The organism is Martelella sp. AD-3, assembly GCF_001578105.1.
In the GTDB taxonomy this organism is placed as follows: domain Bacteria; phylum Pseudomonadota; class Alphaproteobacteria; order Rhizobiales; family Rhizobiaceae; genus Martelella.
In genome coordinates this window covers 3656602-3673740 of record NZ_CP014275.1, presented here as the reverse complement: position 1 = coordinate 3673740, position 17139 = coordinate 3656602, and the positions used below count along the sequence as shown (strand labels likewise).

At 63.1% G+C, this 17139-nt stretch carries 21 protein-coding genes; 8 read left to right on the top strand and 13 right to left on the bottom strand.

From position 1 onward, the window contains the following. Window positions 1-45: 45 nt before the first annotated feature. Window positions 46-645 carry a TetR/AcrR family transcriptional regulator gene (locus tag AZF01_RS17000; RefSeq protein WP_024709966.1) on the bottom strand — a complete coding sequence of 200 codons (600 nt, stop codon included), beginning with the start codon at window positions 643-645 and terminating at the stop codon, window positions 46-48. 148 nt (window positions 646-793) lie between these two features. Between AZF01_RS17000 and AZF01_RS16995 the strand changes: the two genes are divergently transcribed. After that, a complete protein-coding gene (locus tag AZF01_RS16995; protein ID WP_024709967.1) occupies window positions 794-1198 on the top strand; it encodes a RidA family protein in 405 nt (134 codons plus the stop codon). Window positions 1199-1330: 132 nt separating this feature from the next. On the opposite strand, the gene rpmF is transcribed toward AZF01_RS16995, so the two are convergent. From rpmF to AZF01_RS16980, 3 genes are all read right to left on the bottom strand, one after another. Then, a complete protein-coding gene (gene rpmF / locus AZF01_RS16990; RefSeq protein ID WP_024709968.1) occupies window positions 1331-1513 on the bottom strand; it encodes a 50S ribosomal protein L32 in 183 nt (60 codons plus the stop codon). 160 nt (window positions 1514-1673) lie between these two features. Then, window positions 1674-2321: a glutathione S-transferase family protein gene (locus tag AZF01_RS16985; RefSeq protein WP_024709969.1), complete on the bottom strand. Its 648-nt coding sequence runs from the start codon at window positions 2319-2321 to the stop codon at window positions 1674-1676. A gap of 80 nt (window positions 2322-2401) precedes the next feature. Beyond that, entirely contained in the window at window positions 2402-3121 is a 720-nt protein-coding gene (locus AZF01_RS16980; protein ID WP_081725891.1) for a biosynthetic peptidoglycan transglycosylase, read from the bottom strand. 122 nt (window positions 3122-3243) lie between these two features. Here AZF01_RS16980 and AZF01_RS16975 point away from each other — a divergent pair, with 122 nt between their 5' ends. Then, complete coding sequence (locus AZF01_RS16975) at window positions 3244-4152, top strand: polyprenyl synthetase family protein (RefSeq protein WP_024709970.1); 909 nt, start codon at window positions 3244-3246, stop codon at window positions 4150-4152. Between the two features lies 1 nt (window position 4153). Continuing rightward, a complete protein-coding gene (locus tag AZF01_RS16970) occupies window positions 4154-4987 on the top strand; it encodes a glycerophosphodiester phosphodiesterase family protein (protein ID WP_024709971.1) in 834 nt (277 codons plus the stop codon). A gap of 6 nt (window positions 4988-4993) precedes the next feature. Here AZF01_RS16970 and AZF01_RS16965 read toward each other — a convergent pair whose 3' ends face one another. Next, the gene (locus AZF01_RS16965; RefSeq protein WP_024709972.1) at window positions 4994-5275 is read right to left on the bottom strand and encodes an excalibur calcium-binding domain-containing protein; all 282 of its coding nucleotides are present in this window, start codon (window positions 5273-5275) and stop codon (window positions 4994-4996) included. A gap of 12 nt (window positions 5276-5287) precedes the next feature. Then, entirely contained in the window at window positions 5288-6295 is a 1008-nt protein-coding gene (locus AZF01_RS16960) for a D-glycerate dehydrogenase (protein WP_024709973.1), read from the bottom strand. A 172-nt stretch (window positions 6296-6467) separates the two neighbouring features. Between AZF01_RS16960 and AZF01_RS16955 the strand changes: the two genes are divergently transcribed. Then, window positions 6468-7007, top strand: a complete 540-nt coding sequence (locus AZF01_RS16955; RefSeq protein WP_024709974.1) for an SH3 domain-containing protein — start codon at window positions 6468-6470, stop codon at window positions 7005-7007. A 9-nt stretch (window positions 7008-7016) separates the two neighbouring features. Here AZF01_RS16955 and ubiG read toward each other — a convergent pair whose 3' ends face one another. The 7 genes from ubiG to infC form a co-directional block, all read right to left on the bottom strand. Beyond that, window positions 7017-7769: a bifunctional 2-polyprenyl-6-hydroxyphenol methylase/3-demethylubiquinol 3-O-methyltransferase UbiG gene (gene ubiG, locus AZF01_RS16950; protein ID WP_024709975.1), complete on the bottom strand. Its 753-nt coding sequence runs from the start codon at window positions 7767-7769 to the stop codon at window positions 7017-7019. A 307-nt stretch (window positions 7770-8076) separates the two neighbouring features. Then, complete coding sequence (pheT, locus tag AZF01_RS16940; RefSeq protein ID WP_024709977.1) at window positions 8077-10506, bottom strand: phenylalanine--tRNA ligase subunit beta; 2430 nt, start codon at window positions 10504-10506, stop codon at window positions 8077-8079. Window positions 10507-10578: 72 nt separating this feature from the next. Further along, on the bottom strand, window positions 10579-11001 hold the full coding sequence (locus AZF01_RS16935; protein WP_024709978.1) for an ASCH domain-containing protein: 423 nt from the start codon (window positions 10999-11001) through the stop codon (window positions 10579-10581). Then, the gene (pheS, locus tag AZF01_RS16930; RefSeq protein ID WP_024709979.1) at window positions 10998-12080 is read right to left on the bottom strand and encodes a phenylalanine--tRNA ligase subunit alpha; all 1083 of its coding nucleotides are present in this window, start codon (window positions 12078-12080) and stop codon (window positions 10998-11000) included. Before pheS ends, AZF01_RS16935 begins: the two co-directional genes overlap by 4 nt. Before the next feature lie 150 nt (window positions 12081-12230). Next, window positions 12231-12635, bottom strand: coding sequence for a 50S ribosomal protein L20 (gene rplT / locus AZF01_RS16925; protein WP_024709980.1), 405 nt, complete (start codon window positions 12633-12635; stop codon window positions 12231-12233). Window positions 12636-12684: 49 nt separating this feature from the next. Beyond that, on the bottom strand, window positions 12685-12885 hold the full coding sequence (rpmI, locus tag AZF01_RS16920) for a 50S ribosomal protein L35 (protein ID WP_024709981.1): 201 nt from the start codon (window positions 12883-12885) through the stop codon (window positions 12685-12687). A 247-nt stretch (window positions 12886-13132) separates the two neighbouring features. Then, a complete protein-coding gene (infC, locus tag AZF01_RS16915; RefSeq protein ID WP_036238379.1) occupies window positions 13133-13669 on the bottom strand; it encodes a translation initiation factor IF-3 in 537 nt (178 codons plus the stop codon). Window positions 13670-13859: 190 nt separating this feature from the next. On the opposite strand from infC, the gene AZF01_RS16910 reads away from it, so the two are divergent. From AZF01_RS16910 to AZF01_RS16895, 4 genes are all read left to right on the top strand, one after another. Beyond that, window positions 13860-14660: a carboxylesterase gene (locus AZF01_RS16910; RefSeq protein WP_024709983.1), complete on the top strand. Its 801-nt coding sequence runs from the start codon at window positions 13860-13862 to the stop codon at window positions 14658-14660. 131 nt (window positions 14661-14791) lie between these two features. Continuing rightward, window positions 14792-15385, top strand: coding sequence for a transglutaminase-like cysteine peptidase (locus AZF01_RS16905; RefSeq protein ID WP_036238355.1), 594 nt, complete (start codon window positions 14792-14794; stop codon window positions 15383-15385). Between the two features lie 141 nt (window positions 15386-15526). Continuing rightward, window positions 15527-16234, top strand: coding sequence for an NAD-dependent deacylase (locus AZF01_RS16900; protein WP_036238357.1), 708 nt, complete (start codon window positions 15527-15529; stop codon window positions 16232-16234). A 119-nt stretch (window positions 16235-16353) separates the two neighbouring features. Further along, the gene (locus tag AZF01_RS16895; protein ID WP_024709986.1) at window positions 16354-17118 is read left to right on the top strand and encodes a siderophore-interacting protein; all 765 of its coding nucleotides are present in this window, start codon (window positions 16354-16356) and stop codon (window positions 17116-17118) included. Window positions 17119-17139: the final 21 nt, after the last annotated feature.

Here is a 17139-nt window from a genome sequence, read left to right as displayed (position 1 = left end):
GCCCGCAATTCGGCTTTGGCCGGATTGCGGGCTTTTGCATCGGCTTCAGTCGCCCGCCTGCCCGTCGGCCAGCAGGCCCGCCGCAAGCGTCGAAAACGCCTGGATGGCCTTCGGCAGCGCAAGCTCCGGCCGGTCGCTTGCGGCAATCCATGAGGCCGCGTTGAGCGCGGCGCCGGCCAAAAGACGGGCGGCAGCCTCGGCATCCACCGGCTTGACAATGCCGTCCGCGATCAGCCTTTCGACGGCCCCTCTGGTTTCTTCCAGGCATGCGTTCTGGCTTGGCCATTGCGAAGGGTCGCCGAGGAAGGCGGGGCCATCGCGCAGCACGATGCGCTGCACCTCCGGCTCAAGCGCCATCTCGATATAGGCGATGCCCTCCGTCAGCATCGCGTCCCAAGCGGTCTCGGCCCTTTCAGCCTGTCTGCGCGCTTCCGCCGCCATCTCGCTATCGATCTGGTGGACCACGGCGGCGAGCAGGCCGCGCTTGTCGCCGAAATTGTGGTAGAGCGCACCGCGCGTCAACCCGGCCTCTGCCGTCAGCTCATCCATCGAGGCTGCGGCATAGCCCTTTTCGGCAAAGGCCTTGCGGGCCGCGGCGAGCAGCCTTGCCCGATTGGCCTCCATTTTTTCGGCGCGCGTCGCCATGGGATCATCCTTGCTTAATATACGCCTCGTATGTCAATTGACATACGAGGCGTATGCGAATAATTCATATACAAGCCGTATAACAGATGCCCGGCCACCGGGAAATGCCGGTCCGGCGGCGGCTTTTCGCCAAAAAAGGAGAGTTTCCATGACAACGCGCAACGCCATTTACCCTGACGACAGGGATCGCCACGCTCTTTATGACGCTCACGGCTATTCACCGGCCGTCCGCTCGGGCGACATGCTCTATGTTTCCGGCCAGGTCGGCAGTCGCGCCGATGGGTCACCCGAGCCGGACTTTGCCGCGCAGGTGCGCCTTGCTTTTTCCAACCTTGAAAATGTGCTGAAGGCCGCTGGCTGCGATTTCGACGATATCGTTGATGTCACCAGCTTTCACACGGACCCGGAAAACCAGCTGGAAACGGTGCTTGCGGCCAAGAACGAGCGCTTTCCCGCGCCGCCCTTTCCCACCTGGACGGCGCTCGGCGTGACCTGGCTGGCCGGTTTCGACTTCGAGATCAAAGTCGTCGCCCGCATGCCGGACGCCGCCTGAGTTATCCGTTCGCTCCCGATGCGTAGTTTCAATAGGTTAGAGCGCCGTGCGTCCGAATGGACGCACGGCGCTCTAAAACAAAAAAAGCCGCCCCGAGGGGCGGCTTTTTTAATAAGGTCTGCAAGAAACCGATCAGGCTTCCTTCGGCGTCAAAACCTGGCGGCCGCGATACATGCCGGTCTTCAGATCGATATGGTGCGGGCGGCGCAGTTCGCCGGAATTCTTGTCCTCGACATAGGTCGGGTTCTTCAGAGCGTCTGCAGCACGGCGCATACCGCGCTTGGACGGGGTCGTTTTTCTTTTCGGTACAGCCATTGGACTACTCCAGTTTCGGCAAGGCTCAGTCACCGGCGGGCATGACCACCGCGATTTCGGCCTTTGAATGCATGAAATTTGGCGCGCTTATACAGGTCTTGCGCCTGTTTGACCAGTCCCCGCGGCTTTTTTTTGCACCATGCGGCAGAAAGCGTCCGTCTCACACCTCGTCTTCGGGAACAACCCAGCTTTCGGCCAGCGCCCCGTCGCGCCAGCGCTGGAAGGCAGGCAGGCTTTTCACCGCGTTCATGTAGGCCAGCGTGGGCATCGTATCGGCCAGTTCATAGATCTCGAAGCGGTTGACGACCGGCGCATACATGGCGTCCGCCGCCGTGAAATGGCCGAACAGGAAGGGGCCGCCGGAGGCCTCCAGCGCGTCGCGCCACATGGTCTCGATCCGCGCCACATCGGCCTTCACCGCGTCGTTGACCGCAAGCGGAGCGGGCTTGCGGCCGAAATTCATCGGGCAGGCGCCGCGCAGCGCCCGAAAGCCGGCATGCATCTCGGCTGAAAGTGCGCGGGCGGCAGCGCGTTCGATCCGGTCTTCAGGCCACAGCTGGGCCTCGGGATAAAGCTCGGCGACATATTCGATGATGGCGAGCGATTCCCATATCCGCGCCTTGCCGTGATGGAGCACCGGCACCATGCCGACCGGCGAGATCTCGCGAAAACGCGGATTGCCGGCGGGAAAATCAAACGGGATCAGCACTTCCTTGAACGGAATGCCCGAGGCCTCCATGGCAAGCCATGGCCTCAGCGACCAGGATGAATAGCGCTTGTTGCCGATATAAAGCGTCAGATCGCGCATGGGGCGTCCTTTCCGATAGCCATTCCGCGGGCGGGAGTTAACCGCAAATGCCGGCGATGCGCCAATGGAATTATCGGATATCAGTCATAAAGGCAGCTGATATAGGCGCCGGAACGGGCGGAAAGCCGTTCCACCCGGTCGGCAAGCCTGTTCATATGGGCGCTGGGGGCTGCGGCCTGCCGGCCTGTCGGGTTCGGCAGCGAAACGGCGAGAAGCGCTGCCTGGCGGCGCGAGAGGGCGGAGGCGGGCACGCCGAACTGCTCGCGCGCGGCCGCCTCGATGCCGAAGGTCTCCGGTCCCCACTGGGCAATGTTGAGATAGATCTCCATCATCCGTTCCTTCGACCAGAAGGCGTCGGCGGCAACGGCCAGCGGCAGTTCCAGGACCTTGCGCACATAGGAACGGCCGTTCCAGAGGAACAGGTTCTTCACCGTCTGCATGGGAATGGTGCTGGCGCCGCGCGTCTTCTCGCCGGAAAGCGCGTCCTCGATCACGGCCTTGTATTCGCGCCAGTCGACGCCATAATGATTGCAGAACTGCCCGTCCTCCGACATCAGCACGGATTGCACCAGAACCGGCGCAATGTCGTCGAAGGCGACCCATTGCCGGTCATAGCCGGAAAGCGCCCGCGCCATCATCAGCGTCGACACAGGGTGGACGAAGGCCGGACGATAAAGCGGCAGCAACAGGTAGGGCAGCAGCAGCAAGACGGCAAGTGCGAGCAGGGTGATGCGAAGCCAACGGCGGAAAAGACCCCTTCGCGGTGCCTTGTCCTCCTCCAAGTCCGGCGTCTCGCCCATATATCAACCAACCCTCATGAATGCCCGTCTCTCCATAGCGCGAAAACGGCTTGCTTGAAAAGAAGGCTGCGGCCGGATCATTGCGGCTTGAACGGCGCCGGGCGGCGTGCCAAGACAAGTCCATGACCGCACACTTGTTCACCGACCGTCTTGAAGATGCCCGTACCCGCGTCGAAGCCTGCCTCGAAGGGCTTCTCGGCTCCGATCCGCTTGAGGGCGAGACCGCGCGACCGTCAACCCTGATGGCGGCGATCCGTCATGGCGTTCTCAATGGCGGCAAGCGCTTTCGCCCGTTTCTGGTGATCGAAGGCACGCGGCTCTTCGATGGTCCGGAAGAGGCCGCGCTCAGGGTCGGTGCGGCGCTTGAGTGCATCCATTGCTACTCGCTGATCCACGACGATCTGCCGGCGATGGATGACGACGATCTTCGGCGCGGCCGCCCCACCGTGCACAAGGCCTTTGACGAGGCGAGCGCGATCCTTGCCGGCGACAGCCTGCTGACGCTCGCCTTCGACATCATCGCCGATGACCGGACCGCCCTTGCCCCCGAGGCTCGGCTGAAACTGGTCGCCGCCCTTTCCCGCGCGGCCGGCATCGGCGGCATGGCAGGCGGCCAGGCGCTTGACCTGGCGGCGGAGAAATCACCGCCCGACGAAGACGGTATCGTCATGCTGCAGGCGATGAAGACCGGCGCGCTGATTCGCTTCGGGGCGGAGGCGGGCGCGATCATCGCGGGCGCCGGCGAGGAGGAGCGCGTGCGGCTTCATCGCTACGGCGCGGTGATAGGCCTTGCCTTTCAGCTTTCAGACGACCTTCTTGACCTGACGGCGGATGCTCAAACCATGGGCAAGGCAACCGGCAAGGATGCGGGGCGCGGCAAGGGTACGCTGGTCGCCTTGCACGGGCCGGAATGGGCGGAAAAAAGGCTCGGCGAACTCGTGGCCGAGGCGGAAGAACTGCTGTCGCCCTTTGGGGAAAAGGCCGAAACTCTGGTCGAGGCGGCCCGTTTCGTAGCCAGGCGGAGACATTGAAATGACAGCCCCGATCGCGATTACCCGCAACGGCCACCGCACCTGGCTGAAATGGCATTGCGGCAAGCGCTTTCCCGCCGACACGCCGTTTTCGCGCGCACGCATCATCGAGGGGCTGAAGGCAGGCGCCAGCAGCGAGATCGACCTGCAACTGACCGCCGACGGCGCCATGGCGGTGCTGCATGACGAACTGCTGGAACAATCGACCACCGGCGTCGGCCCGGTCGCCAGCGCCAGCGCCGGTCAGGTCCGCGCCGCGCGTCTTCTCGATCCCGAAGGGCGCGATACCGGCGAAGGCGTGATGCTGTTTGATGAACTGGCGCGGCTGGTGGCGACCAGCGCCGCCGCCGACAGCGCCATTCTGCAACTCGACCTGAAGGAAGAGCTTGCCGCTTTCACGCCGGAGAGCATCGCCCGTTTCGGCGAGGCCGTGCGCCCGGTAGCCAGCCACATGATCCTGTCCGGCGGCGATGCGGCTGCGGTGAAGCGGCTTGCCGAGACCGCGCCCGGCCTTGCCACCGGCTATGATCCCTGCCTTGACGGGGCGATGGAGCGGGTGATGGAAAACGGGCGATACGTCGATTTCGTCGCCGAAGCGCTTCAGACCGCGCCTGACGCGCGGATGTTCTATCTCCACTACGAACTGGTTCTTGCTGCAGCAGACGCCGGTTTCGACATGATCGCCGCCTTCCACGATGCCGGAAAAACGGTCGATGCCTGGACGATCAGGGTCGCCGATGCTGCCGGCCTTGCCCATGCCGAAAAGGTGCTGGCGCTGAAGGTCGACCAGATCACCACGGATGATGCCGACGGGCTGTTCGCGGCGTTCGGGTAAGCGCGCTCAACAGCCGATCTGTCCGCGGATGCGTCTGACTTCGGCGAGCGACCGGCAGACGTTCTCGCAAGGGATGCCGTCATTGTCACCGTCGGCGCGGCGATAGCCGTTGCACCATTGCCTGACGGCTTCTGCGCAGCTGGAGGCCCGAGCACAGCTCCAACCGGCGGCCTGTTCGATCGGCAAAACGGCCGGCGTCATCGGTTCGGACATCGGAAAGGCCGGGTTCACGGGCGCTGCGGCAAAAGCCAGAACGAAGAGAAGCAGCATGGTCTGCGGATTTCTCATGGGCCTGCGGACTCACTCCCGTCCCGGCAGAACCCGGTTCGGCGGGCGGTGGCCGTCGAAGAAGGTGCGGATATTGATGATCACCTTGTCGCCCATGTCGATCCGGCTTTCAAGCGTGGCAGACCCCATATGCGGCAGGAGCACGGCCTTGCCCTTTTTCGCCAGGTCGAGAAGGCGCGGATTGACGTTCGGTTCGTTTTCGAAGACGTCCAGCCCGGCGCCGGCAATCCGGTCTTCCTCCAGGCATTTGATCAGCGCCTCCTCGTCGATCACGTCGCCGCGCGCGGTATTGACGATATAGGCCTCGGGGCGCATCAGCTGCAGGCGGCGGGCAGAGATCAGGTGATAGGTCGCCGGCGTGGACGGGCAGTTGACCGAGACGATATCGACGCGGGCGAGCATCTGGTCGAGGCTGTCCCAGTAGGTCGCTTCCAGCTCGGCCTCCGTTTCCGGGCTGATGCGGCCGCGATTGTGATAATTGACGGAAAGCCCGAAGGCCTTGGCGCGGCGCGCAACCGCCGTGCCGATGCGGCCCATGCCGACAATGCCGATGCGCTTGCCCCAGATGCGCCGTCCGAGCATCCAGGTCGGGCTCCAGCCCTGCCATTGTCCGGGCTCGGCGCGCGAAAGGAAGCCCGCGCCCTCGGCAAGCCGGCGCGGCACGGCAAGCACCAGCGCCATGGTCATGTCGGCGGTGTCCTCCGTCAGCACGTTCGGCGTGTTGGTGACGGTGATGCCCTTCTTCGCGGCGGCATTGACGTCGACATTGTCCACCCCGTTGGAGAAGCTGGCGATCAGCTTCAGCCGCGGGCCGGCCTGTTCTATCAGCGTCTTGTCGATCCGGTCGGTCAGTGTCGGCACCAGGACATCCGCCCGGGCCATGGCATCGGCCAGTTCGTCGCGCGAAAGCGGCCGGTCGTCGCGGTTCAGCGTGACCGAGAACAGTTCCTGCATGCGCGCCTCCACCGGCGCGGGCAGCTTCCGCGTGACAAAGACTTCGGGTTTCTTCGGATGGGTCATCGTTTACAGCTCATTAAACATGTCGGGCGATAATGCACATATTGCAGGCTTTTTTCCACCTGAAGCGGAGGTGAGGGGGGCGAAATCGGCGTTGCGGCCCGAAGTCCGCCGTGCGGGTGGCCCGGAGAGGTCCTGCAAGACCCCTCAGGGGGCAGATTTTCAAGGGAATGCCATGCGTCGTATCGTCAGTCTGGTCCTCAGTGCGCTCGTCGTCCTCGCCGCCGTCATGCCGGTTTCTCCGGTCCAGGCGCAAAGCGAGCGGCGCGGGGCCTCCGGCGCGCCTTTGCCTCGCTTTGCCATCATCAAGCCGGATCGCGCCCGCATGCGCGTCGGCCCCGGCTTCAACTACGCCACCAAATGGATCTACCAGCGCCCCGGCCTGCCGGTGGAGATCATCGAGGAATATGCCGTCTGGCGACAGGTGCGCGATGCCGACGGCACGGAAGGCTGGATGCATGTCTCGGTGCTGTCATCCGTGCGCAACGCCATGGTCGCCCCCTGGCTGCGCGGCAACAGTGCCGAGGACACCTATCTCGACGTCAAGGCCAGCGGCAATGATTCCGCCCGTGATGTTGCCAGGCTTGAACCGGGCGTGATCGTCCACCTTTCCGAATGCGACGGCACCTGGTGCGAGCTAGAGGTCAAGGGCGTTTCCGGCTACATGCACCAGAACGATCTCTGGGGCGTCTATCCCAACGAAGTGTTCCGATAGGCCGCCGTTTCAGGCGCTTTCAGGCCTGGTCGTCAGCACCATGTAATTGACGTCGGTGTCCTTCGAGCGGTTCCAGCTATCGGTCAGTACGCTGTAGAACACGCCCTGGCGCTCGACAATGTCCATGCCGGCGGCTTTCAGCGGCTTTTCGACTTCTTCTGGGCGCACCAGCTTTTCATACTGATGGGTGCCGGGCGGCAGCCAGCGCAACACGCGTTCTGCGGCGAAGATCGCCAACGCCCCGGCTTTGAGCGTGCGATTGATGGTGGCGACGAACATCATGCCGCCGGGTCTGACCAGCGAGGCGCAGGTGGTCAGGAAAAAATCCACGTCGGAAACATGCTCGACCACTTCCATGTTCAGCACGATATCGAACATCTCGCCGGCTTCCGCCAGGGCTTCCGCCGTTGTTGCCCGGTAGTCGATCTCAAGCCCGGATTCGGCGGCATGGGTTGAGGCGATGCCGATATTCTTTTCCGCCGGATCAATGCCGGTGACGCTCGCGCCCATGCGCGCCAGCGGTTCGGCCAGCAGCCCGCCGCCACAACCGACATCGAGGATGCGAAGGCCGGCGAGCGGCCGCGCCGACTTTTCGTCGCGGGCGAAATGGGCAGACGCCTTTTCGCGGATATAGGAAATGCGCACCGGATTGAACTTGTGCAGCGGTTTGAACTTGCCGGTCGGGTCCCACCACTCGGCCGCCATCTTCGAGAACCACTCGACCTGGCTGTCGTCGATTGTCGTCTTTTCGGCGTTGGTCATTGGCCTCATCTCCGGCGTGTCGAGCGGCATTCAGGGCCGCTCATTCATGTGTTGCTGCGCATACAAGCCCGGAGGGAACTCCGATCTCAAATCGCCTGCATCTGTTATCCGCTTATAGAAGCGGGCGAGGTCAGCGGCAAGCAAGTCCGGCGCTTTCTGCACTCTCGCTCCGGGCACCCGGCCCGTATTCTTCAGATGTAAGGCGGATTCCCGCGTTTCCAAGCCCGCGCCCGCGCTTCGGGCAAACGCGAAACGGCCCGGACAAGGCCGGGCCGTGTGCAGAGTTGTCGCCAACATGAAGGAGAGGTCAGGCGCGGATGACGCCGCCGGTCGCCTTTTCGACATTGGCGACGATCTTCTTGGTCAGCGCCTCGAAATCCTCATCCGTCAGCGTGCGGTCGCTCGGCTGGATCGACACTTCGATCGCAACCGACTTCTTGCCCTCGCCAAGGGACGCGCCGGCGAACACGTCGAAGACGGTGACGCCGGTGATCAGCCTGCGGTCGGCGCCGGCCGCAGCCCGCTCGATCGCCGCCGCCTCGACATCGCGATCGACGACGAAGGCGAAGTCGCGGGTGACGGCCTGGAAGGGCGAAAGCGTCAGCGCCGGCTTGGTGCGCGTCGGCTTCCTCTTCGGCTCCGGCATGGCATCGATGAATATCTCGAAACCGGCAAGCCTGCCGGAGACATCGAGCGCTTCCAGGACCTTGGGATGGAACTCGCCGAAATGGCCGAGCACGATCTTCGGACCCATCTTTATGGTGCCGGAACGACCGGGGTGATACCAGTCCGGTCCGCCGGCGACGATCTGGAGATTGCCCACCGGCACGCCGCAGGCCTCGATCACGGCCAGCGCATCGGCCTTGGCATCGAACACGCCGACCGCGCGACCGGCGCCGGTCTCTCCGTTCGACCACATCCGGCCGGAGCCCGAAAGCGTTGCCGTGCCGCGCCGCACGCCGCCCGCCGCCCGGCGCTGGCCTTCGGGCCTGTCGTTCTCATAGGTCGCGGCGACCTCGAACAGGGCGACATCGCCGTGGCCGATGGCCGCATTGCGCTTCGCTGCTGCCAGAAGGCCCGGCAGAAGAGAGGGGCGCATATCCGACATGTCGGCGGCAATCGGGTTTGAAAGCTTCAGCGAAGGCGCGCCGCCGCCGAAAAGCCTCGCCTGATCTTCCGGAATGAACGACCAGGTGACCGCCTCCAGCATGCCGCGCGCGGCAAGTTCCCGCCGCGCGGAACGCGAGCGAATCTGCAGCGTGGTCAGGATCTTTTCGTTGACCGCGCCTGCTGACGGCAGGGCCTCCGGGCTGATCTTGTCGACGCCGAAAATGCGCATGACCTCTTCCACGAGATCGGCCTTGCCCTCCACATCCGGCCGCCAGGACGGAACCGAAACGGCAACGGTCTCGCCGCCGCCCTTAACAGAAAATCCGAGCCGGGTGAGGATGTCGCGGCTTTCCTCCGCCGAAACGTCAAGGCCGGTCAGCCGCTTCGCCTCGGAGATGGGGTAGTCGATCACCCTCGGTTCGTGGCTCTCGTAACCGGTGACGGTCTTTTCGCTCGCCGCGCCGCCGCAGATCTCCAGCACCAGTTCGGTGGTGCGTTCCAGCCCCGGCACCATATATTCCGGGTCGACGCCGCGCTCGAAACGATAGCGCGCATCGGTGATGATGCCGAGGGTGCGACCGGTGCGGGCGATGTTCATCGGATCCCACAGCGCCGATTCGATCAGCACGTCGGTGGTGGTGTCATCGCAGCCGGAATGCTCGCCGCCCATGATGCCGCCAATGGACTCCACGCCATTGTCGTCGGCGATGACGACATTGTCATGATTCAATTCATATTCGCGCTCATCAAGCGCCAGGATCTTCTCGCCGGCCTTCGCACGGCGCACCGTCAGCCCGCCCTTGACCTTGGCGGCGTCGAAGACATGCATCGGCCGGCCCTGATCGAAGGTCATGTAATTGGTGATGTCGACCAGCGCATTGATCGGGCGAAGGCCGATCGCGAGCAGGCGCTGCTGCATCCATTTCGGGCTCGGGCCGTTCTTCACGCCGCGCACCAGACGCAGCGCAAAACCGGGGCAGAGATGCTTGTCCTCGGCGGCGAAATCGAGCGTGAGGCTGACCGGCATGTCGCCCTCGGTTTTGAAGGAGGGCGCTTTCGGCGCTTTCAGCGTGCCCAAGCCGGCGGCGGCCAGATCGCGGGCAATGCCGTGAATGCTGGTGCAGTCCGGCCGGTTCGGGGTCAGGTTGATCTCGATGACCGGGTCGTCAAGCCCGGCATAGGCGGCGAAGGACGCGCCCACCGGCGCATCCTCCGGCAGGTCGATAATGCCGTCGTGATTGTCCGACATGTCGAGCTCTTTCTCCGAGCACATCATGCCCTGGCTCTCGACGCCGCGGATCTTGCCGACCGACAGCGTCACATCGATGCCCGGTACATAGGTGCCAGGCCGCGCGAGCGCCCCGACAAGGCCGGCGCGGGCATTCGGCGCGCCGCAAACGATCGTGAGTGGCTTGCCATCACCGGCATCCACCGTCAGCACCTTCAGCCGGTCGGCATCGGGATGCTGCTTCGCCTCGATCACCCGGGCGATGGTGAACGGCCTGTAGGCCGCCTTGTCGTCGACCTCCTCGATCTCGAGCCCGATCGTCGTCAGCCGCTCGCAGATATCCTCAAGCGAGGCCTCGGTCTCCAGATGGTCCTTCAACCAGGACAGTGTGAATTTCATGTCTCTCGTCTCGCCATTTCACTCGACTGCCAACCGGAGCGATAAGTCCATTGCCGTCGATTTCAGTTTCTATCAACCGTTTCTGTATTCGCCCAGCGTCTCCACCAGCCGGAACCGCTCGCAGATCAGTTCCATTTCCGGCTCGAATCCGCCATTGCGGGCGAAATAGGCCTCGTGGCCCTCGCGCCAGTAGGCAAGCGACAGGTCGCCCTCGCCCTCGTCGCGGGCGAAATCCTCGTCGACCTCGTTAAACCGGCGGATGCTGACCTCGGTCGTCTCGATGACGGCGGCGGGCTTGCCGGCGCCGTCAAGCACCACATCGCGGCGTCCGACCTCGGGCATCGGCTCTCCAGCCTCGGTCACGTCGCGGAGCGCGCCGCAGGTGGCCGTCTTCTTGCCCGAGAGCACCAGCGCCAGAAGCTCGTCCTTCAGCGCCGGCGTATCGCCGAACGCGAACTGGACCGCGTCCCTGTAGCGTTCCGGAAGCCCGGTCATGACGACAATCCTCCGAACAGCGTCGGGATATCGAGCGGGCGGAAGCCGTAGTGGCTTGTCCAGCGCTCGTCGGCGGCGAAGAAGTCGCGGAGATCCGGCATGCCGTATTTCAGCATGGCAATGCGGTCGAGGCCCATGCCCCAGGCAAAGCCCTGGTAGACGTCCGGGTCAAGGCCGCAATGGCGCAGCACGTTCGGGTGCACCATGCCGCAGCCGAGGATTTCCATCCAGTCCGTGCCGGTTCCGAACTTCACCTGCTCGCCGGAACGGTCGCACTGGATGTCGACCTCGAAAGAGGGCTCGGTGAAGGGGAAGAAGGACGGGCGGAAACGCATCGTCACGCTGTCGACCTCGAAAAACGCCTTGCAGAATTCCTCCACCGTCCAGCGCAGATGGCCGACATGGGTGGTCTTGTCGATCACCAGACCCTCGAGCTGATGGAACATTGGCGAGTGGGTGGCGTCGCTGTCCTGCCGGTAGGTCTTGCCGGGCGCGACGATGCGGATCGGCGGCTCCTGGCTTTCCATCGTGCGGATCTGCACCGGCGAGGTGTGGGTTCTGAGCACCTTGCGCTTGCCCTCCTCATCCGGATTGAAGAAGAAGGTGTCGTGCATCTCGCGGGCAGGGTGACCCTCGGGGAAGTTCAGCGCCGTGAAGTTGTAGTAGTCCGTCTCGATCTCCGGCCCCTCGGCAATCGAAAAGCCCATGTCGCCGAAAATGGCGGAAATCTCATCGATCACCTGGCTGACCGGGTGGATGCGGCCGGAAAGCGATGGTGAGGGGCGCACCGGCAGGGTCACGTCCACCGTTTCGGCGGCAAGCCGCGCGGCAATCGCCGCATCCTTCAATTCCGCCTTGCGGGCGGCAATCGCCTCGCCGATTTCGTTGCGCATTGCGTTGATGGCCGCGCCGCGCGTCTTGCGCTCTTCGGGATCCATCTTGCCGAGCGTTTTCAAGAGCTCGGAGACCGAACCTTTCTTGCCGATCGCGCCAACGCGCACGGCCTCGATCGCCGCCTCGTCCCCGGCACCGGCAATCTCGGCCATCAGCTTCTGTTTCAGATCATCAAGATCGGACATCTTCATCTCTTCCTTGCCGGAGCATTTTGCCGCTCCCCAACCGGTCAGATACAGGCGTTATATGATTTCAAAATGAAAAACCCGCACTGGTCCTGCCAGCGCGGGTTTCCCAAAAGGTAAAATTTCAAAAAGAGCTTGGGAAGCGCTGGCTTATGCGACCGCGCTTTCAAACTCGTTGGCCGTGCCCTCTTTCTTGAGGTATTCCAGGCCCTTCTTCGCCGCGGCAACCAGGCTTGCGAATGCCTCCGGCTCATGGATCGCCATGTCGGACAGGACCTTGCGGTCGACTTCGATGCCGGCCTTGTTCAGACCGTCGATGAAGCGGCCATAGGTCAGGCCGTGTTCACGCACGGCAGCATTGATGCGCTGGACCCACAGAGCGCGGAAATTGCGCTTGTTCACCTTGCGGTCGCGGTAGGCGTACTGCTTCGACTTGTCGACAGCGGCCTTGGCCGTGCGGATGGTGTTCTTGCGGCGGCCGTAGAAGCCCTTGGCCTGCTTGATGACCTTTTTGTGCTTGGCGTGTGCGGTAACGCCACGTTTTACGCGAGCCATATCGGTTCTCCTTCAAATCTATCGGAATGCGTTGGAAAAAGTGCGGGCGTTACTTGCCGTAGGGCATGAACTGCTTGACGATCTTGGCGTCCTGATCGGACAGGACCATCGTGCCGCGCGCATCACGGATAAACTTGTTCGAACGCTTGATCATGCCGTGCTGCTTGCCTGCAGCCGCGACCTTGACCTTGCCGCTCGCGGTCAGCTTGAAACGCTTCTTGACCGACGATTTCGTCTTCATCTTGGGCATTTTGCTACTCCGTTGTTGTTGATTGGGCCACGGGCGACGAACCCGGGCCACATTGCATTTTCGAGCAGACACGGCATGCCCTGCCGGCCTGCTCCATGGCGGCCCGCCAAAAGGCGACCCGTCAGGACGGCGCGCTTATACGCGGTTTGTCAGAAAAGCGCAACCGGTTGTCTTGCCACGCACGCAATTCGCCGCCTCGGCCAGTTTTCCTGACCTGACGGCGCGTCAAAAGCGTGTGCCCGGAGGCTTATTTCGGCGCGAGCACCATCAGCATCTGGCGGCCCTCGAGCTTCGGCTCGGCTTCCACCTTGGCGATTTCGGCGGTGTCTTCCTTGACCTGGGACAGAAGCTTCATGCCCAGTTCCTGGTGCGCCATCTCGCGGCCGCGGAAACGGAGCGTCACCTTGACCTTGTCGCCTTCCTCGAAGAACTTGTTCATCGCCTTCATCTTCACCTGATAGTCATGGGTGTCGATGTTGGGGCGCATCTTGATCTCTTTGACTTCGACGACTTTCTGCTTCTTGCGGGCCTCGGCGGCGCGCTTCTGGTTCGCGTATTTCAGCTTGCCGAGGTCAAGAATCTTGCAAACGGGCGGCGTCGAGTTGGGGGCGATCTCGACGAGATCAAGCCCGGCTTCCTCAGCCATTCTCAACGCATCTTCAGTCAGTACGACGCCCTGGTTCTCCCCTTCTGCATCGATCAGCTGCACTTCGCGGATGCGAATGTCGCGATTGGCGCGGGGACCTTCCTTGGTCGGGGGAGCGGCTCTGTGGGGTCTGCGAATGGTCGTGATCTCCTCAATGATTGAAAATCGGGTTTTGGAGTGCCAAGTCTTGTGACCTGAGGCACTTATCGGACACAAATGGTTGTTAAGCCCGTCCAATGTCAATAACACAGCCCAAAAAGAAAATCACCTCTTGATCGCGAGATCGGCGCGATCGCGGGCTTTTGGAGCGAAACCGGCGGAGACTATCATGCAGCAGAATGTTGCCCTGACCTATACCGAAATCGATCACGGCGAAGGACCGCTGAAGATCGCCATGCGCCTGCGTCAGGGATCAGGCGAGAAGCAGGCGCTGGTCTGGTTCTCCGGCTACGGTTCCGACATGCTCGGCACCAAGGCCGAGGCGCTTGACGCCTATGCCGGCGAAAAAGACCTTGCCATGATCCGCTTCGACTATACAGGCCACGGCGAAAGCGAGGGCGCGTTCAAGGACGGCACGATCTCGCGCTGGCTTGCCGACGCGCTTGCGGCCATCGATCATGCGGCCCCCGAACGGATCATCATCATCGGCTCGTCCATGGGCGGCTGGCTGGCGCTCAGGGCGGTGCAGGAGCTGAAGAAGCAGGCCGGCGGACCGAAGGTCGAGGGCCTGCTGCTGCTTGCCCCCGCGCCGGATTTCACCAGCGAACTGATCGAGCCGGACCTTAATGACGCCGAATGCAAGGCGCTGGCCGAACAGGGCTATTTCGAGGAGGCCTCACCCTACGGTCCCGAGCCCACAATCTTTACCGCGAAGCTGCTTGATGACGGCCGGCGCAACCGCGTGCTGAACGGCATTATCGAGACGGGATGTCCGGTTCATATCATCCAGGGCAAGCAGGATGCGGACGTTCCCTATGCGCATGCGCTGAAGCTGATGTCGCATCTGCCGGCCGACGACGTGGTGCTGACCCTGGTGCAGGACGGCGACCATCGCCTGTCGCGGCCGGAGGATATCGAGCGCATGCTGAAGGCCGTCGGCGACCTTGTTGCCGGATCCCGCGCCGGTTAACCATTCCTTAAGATCCTGCCGCCGGCGCGGCCTTGATTGATTGACTCCGTCCGCCATATCTCCTTAACTCTTTGTTAAGAATTCACCAGGCGGATGGGTATAGCGTGCCTCGTTTCAATCAACTGGCTTATATGGTTTTCGGTGCGATCGCGGCCATGTTCTCGGCCGGTCTGCTTGCACCGGCGCTTTCCGCCGGAATGCCCGCCATGCCGATTGGCGGCATCACATCCCAGCCGATCGGGCACTTCGAGTTCTGCCAGCAGCACCGTCGCGATTGCGAGCCCGAGTCCGGTCTCTCCGGCCCGGCCCGGCTAACCTCGTTCGGCTGGCGTTCGGTTGAGGCGATCAACCTCGCCGTCAACGCCGAGGTCGAGCCAATGACGGACGAGGAGCTTTACGGCCGCGAGGAAGTCTGGGCCTATCCGAAGAGCGGCGCGGGCGATTGCGAGGACTTTGTCCTGGAAAAGCGCCGCCGGTTGATGAAGGCCGGCTTCTCGGCCTCCGATCTTCTGATCACCGTTGTGCGCAAGCCCAATGGCGAGGGCCATGCGGTGCTGACGCTGCGCTCCAGCAAGGGCGATTTCATTCTCGACAATCTGAGCGACGAAATCCTGCCCTGGGCCGAAACGCCCTATACCTTCCTGAAGCGCCAGGCTTCCTTCGATGCCGGCCGCTGGGTCAAGGTCGAAACCGGTACGGACCTGCCCGTCGCTTCGCTGCGGTGAACGGCCTGAGGCGCGCAGAGCGCCCGGCCGAAAGAAAATAAGCAAAGCGCAGCACGCCGGGTGATCCTCTTTCCCGCAAATGCTGCAACAAGGAACCGGAGCAGGCCGGAAGAGCCTGAAAGGGAGGCTCGGACGGATTTCATGCATATCTCACCGAAGGCTTCGATCGTCGTTCTGACCGGGGCAGGCATCTCCGCCGAGAGCGGCCTTGCCACCTTTCGCGACAATGGCGGCCTGTGGGCCGATCACGATATCCGCGATGTCGCCACGCCAGAGGGTTTCCATCGCAATCCGGATCTCGTCTTCGATTTTTACAACCTGCGTCGTCGCGAGGCCGCGAAAGCCCGTCCGAACGCGGCTCATTATGCGCTGGCCAGGCTCGAAAACGACTGGCAGGGCCCCTTTCTTCTGATCACCCAGAATGTCGACAGCCTGCATGAGAAAGCCGGTTCGAAGAACGTGCTGCATATGCATGGCAAGCTGAATTCGGCGCTCTGCTACGAGTGCGGCAGCCACCAGCCGTGGGAGGGGGATCTCGACGATGGCGAGATCTGTTCGAGCTGCACGCGTCCGGCGCTCAGGCCGGATATCGTCTGGTTCGGCGAAATGCCCTATGACATGGAGCGGATCGAAGAGGCGCTCGGCGGGGCCGAGCTTTTCGTGTCGATCGGCACGTCCGGCACGGTCTATCCGGCCGCAGGCTTCGTCATGGAGGCTGCCGGCAATGGCGCCCGGACCGTCGAGGTCAACCTTCAGGCGACCGGCAATCCCCTGTTCGAGGATTGCTACGAGGGGCCGGCCGCGACCACGGTTCCCGCCTTCGTGGAAGCCATGCTGGCAGGTCGGTAACGCGCCTTGCGGCCCCTGCGACGCAGATGCATTTGACCATCGTCGCTTATTCATGACAAAAGAAGTCATGTTTTGTCCCGGCCGACTGCTCGCTTCGGTGCGGCCTTTCGGAGTTTTTCATGTCCCAGGATCAAAATGACATCGTCCCGCCTGAAGTCGAACGCGTCCGCCACGAGCTGAAGCGCCGGACGCTGACGGTGGCGGCGGCGGACTATATTACCCCCGCCATGCGGCGCATCACCTTCGTATGCCCCGAACTTGCCGATTTCATCAGCGCGGCGCCCGACGATCATATCAAGCTGTTCTTCGACACGGGCGAAGAGAAGCCGGCGATGCGCGACTATACGCCGCGCCGCTACGACAATGACCGGCGGTCGCTCACCATCGATTTCGCCATCCACGATGCCGGCCCGGCAACCGCCTGGGCCGTTGCCGCAAGGCCCGGCGATACGCTGGAGATTGGCGGACCGCGGGGGTCCGCCGTCGTCAAGGGGCCGGTCGCGCACTGGCTTCTGATCGGCGACGAGACCGCGCTTCCGGCAATCGGCCGGCGGATCGAGGAAGCGGAGGCTGGCGCTTCGGTGACCGCGATCATCGCCGTTCCGTCGTCCGATGACCGACAGGTTTTCGGAACGGAGGCCGATGTGGACCTCCGCTGGATCGACCGGGCGGGGGCTGTTGCAACCGATCCGGCGCCCTTCCTGGGCGCGCTCAGGGACGTTGACCTGCCGCCGCAGACCTTTGCCTGGATCGGCGCCGAGGCGCGGGTGGCGCGCGCGGCTCGCAATTTTCTCGTGGAAGAACGCGGCCATCCGCTGACCTGGATGAATGCGTCCGGTTACTGGGTCGCCGATCAGGCGGGCGTCAGCGAGAAGAACATGTGAAGCCGGCCACTTGTCGCATGA

Bases quoted from the DNA above. Each gene is read 5' to 3' on its own strand.
- rpmI (WP_024709981.1), bottom strand. From the start codon at position 12,885: ATGCCCAAGATGAAGACGAAATCGTCGGTCAAGAAGCGTTTCAAGCTG.
- AZF01_RS16905 (WP_036238355.1), top strand. From the start codon at position 14,792: ATGGTTTTCGGTGCGATCGCGGCCATGTTCTCGGCCGGTCTGCTTGCA.
- ubiG (WP_024709975.1), bottom strand. From the start codon at position 7,769: ATGACCAACGCCGAAAAGACGACAATCGACGACAGCCAGGTCGAGTGG.
- AZF01_RS16895 (WP_024709986.1), top strand. From the start codon at position 16,354: ATGTCCCAGGATCAAAATGACATCGTCCCGCCTGAAGTCGAACGCGTC.
- AZF01_RS16985 (WP_024709969.1), bottom strand. From the start codon at position 2,321: ATGCGCGATCTGACGCTTTATATCGGCAACAAGCGCTATTCATCCTGG.
- AZF01_RS16980 (WP_081725891.1), bottom strand. From the start codon at position 3,121: ATGGGCGAGACGCCGGACTTGGAGGAGGACAAGGCACCGCGAAGGGGT.
- AZF01_RS16960 (WP_024709973.1), bottom strand. From the start codon at position 6,295: ATGACCCATCCGAAGAAACCCGAAGTCTTTGTCACGCGGAAGCTGCCC.
- AZF01_RS16935 (WP_024709978.1), bottom strand. From the start codon at position 11,001: ATGACCGGGCTTCCGGAACGCTACAGGGACGCGGTCCAGTTCGCGTTC.
- AZF01_RS16970 (WP_024709971.1), top strand. From the start codon at position 4,154: ATGACAGCCCCGATCGCGATTACCCGCAACGGCCACCGCACCTGGCTG.
- AZF01_RS16955 (WP_024709974.1), top strand. From the start codon at position 6,468: ATGCGTCGTATCGTCAGTCTGGTCCTCAGTGCGCTCGTCGTCCTCGCC.
- AZF01_RS16965 (WP_024709972.1), bottom strand. From the start codon at position 5,275: ATGAGAAATCCGCAGACCATGCTGCTTCTCTTCGTTCTGGCTTTTGCC.
- AZF01_RS16900 (WP_036238357.1), top strand. From the start codon at position 15,527: ATGCATATCTCACCGAAGGCTTCGATCGTCGTTCTGACCGGGGCAGGC.
- AZF01_RS16910 (WP_024709983.1), top strand. From the start codon at position 13,860: ATGCAGCAGAATGTTGCCCTGACCTATACCGAAATCGATCACGGCGAA.
- AZF01_RS17000 (WP_024709966.1), bottom strand. From the start codon at position 645: ATGGCGACGCGCGCCGAAAAAATGGAGGCCAATCGGGCAAGGCTGCTC.
- pheS (WP_024709979.1), bottom strand. From the start codon at position 12,080: ATGTCCGATCTTGATGATCTGAAACAGAAGCTGATGGCCGAGATTGCC.
- AZF01_RS16975 (WP_024709970.1), top strand. From the start codon at position 3,244: ATGACCGCACACTTGTTCACCGACCGTCTTGAAGATGCCCGTACCCGC.
- rplT (WP_024709980.1), bottom strand. From the start codon at position 12,635: ATGGCTCGCGTAAAACGTGGCGTTACCGCACACGCCAAGCACAAAAAG.
- AZF01_RS16995 (WP_024709967.1), top strand. From the start codon at position 794: ATGACAACGCGCAACGCCATTTACCCTGACGACAGGGATCGCCACGCT.
- rpmF (WP_024709968.1), bottom strand. From the start codon at position 1,513: ATGGCTGTACCGAAAAGAAAAACGACCCCGTCCAAGCGCGGTATGCGC.
- pheT (WP_024709977.1), bottom strand. From the start codon at position 10,506: ATGAAATTCACACTGTCCTGGTTGAAGGACCATCTGGAGACCGAGGCC.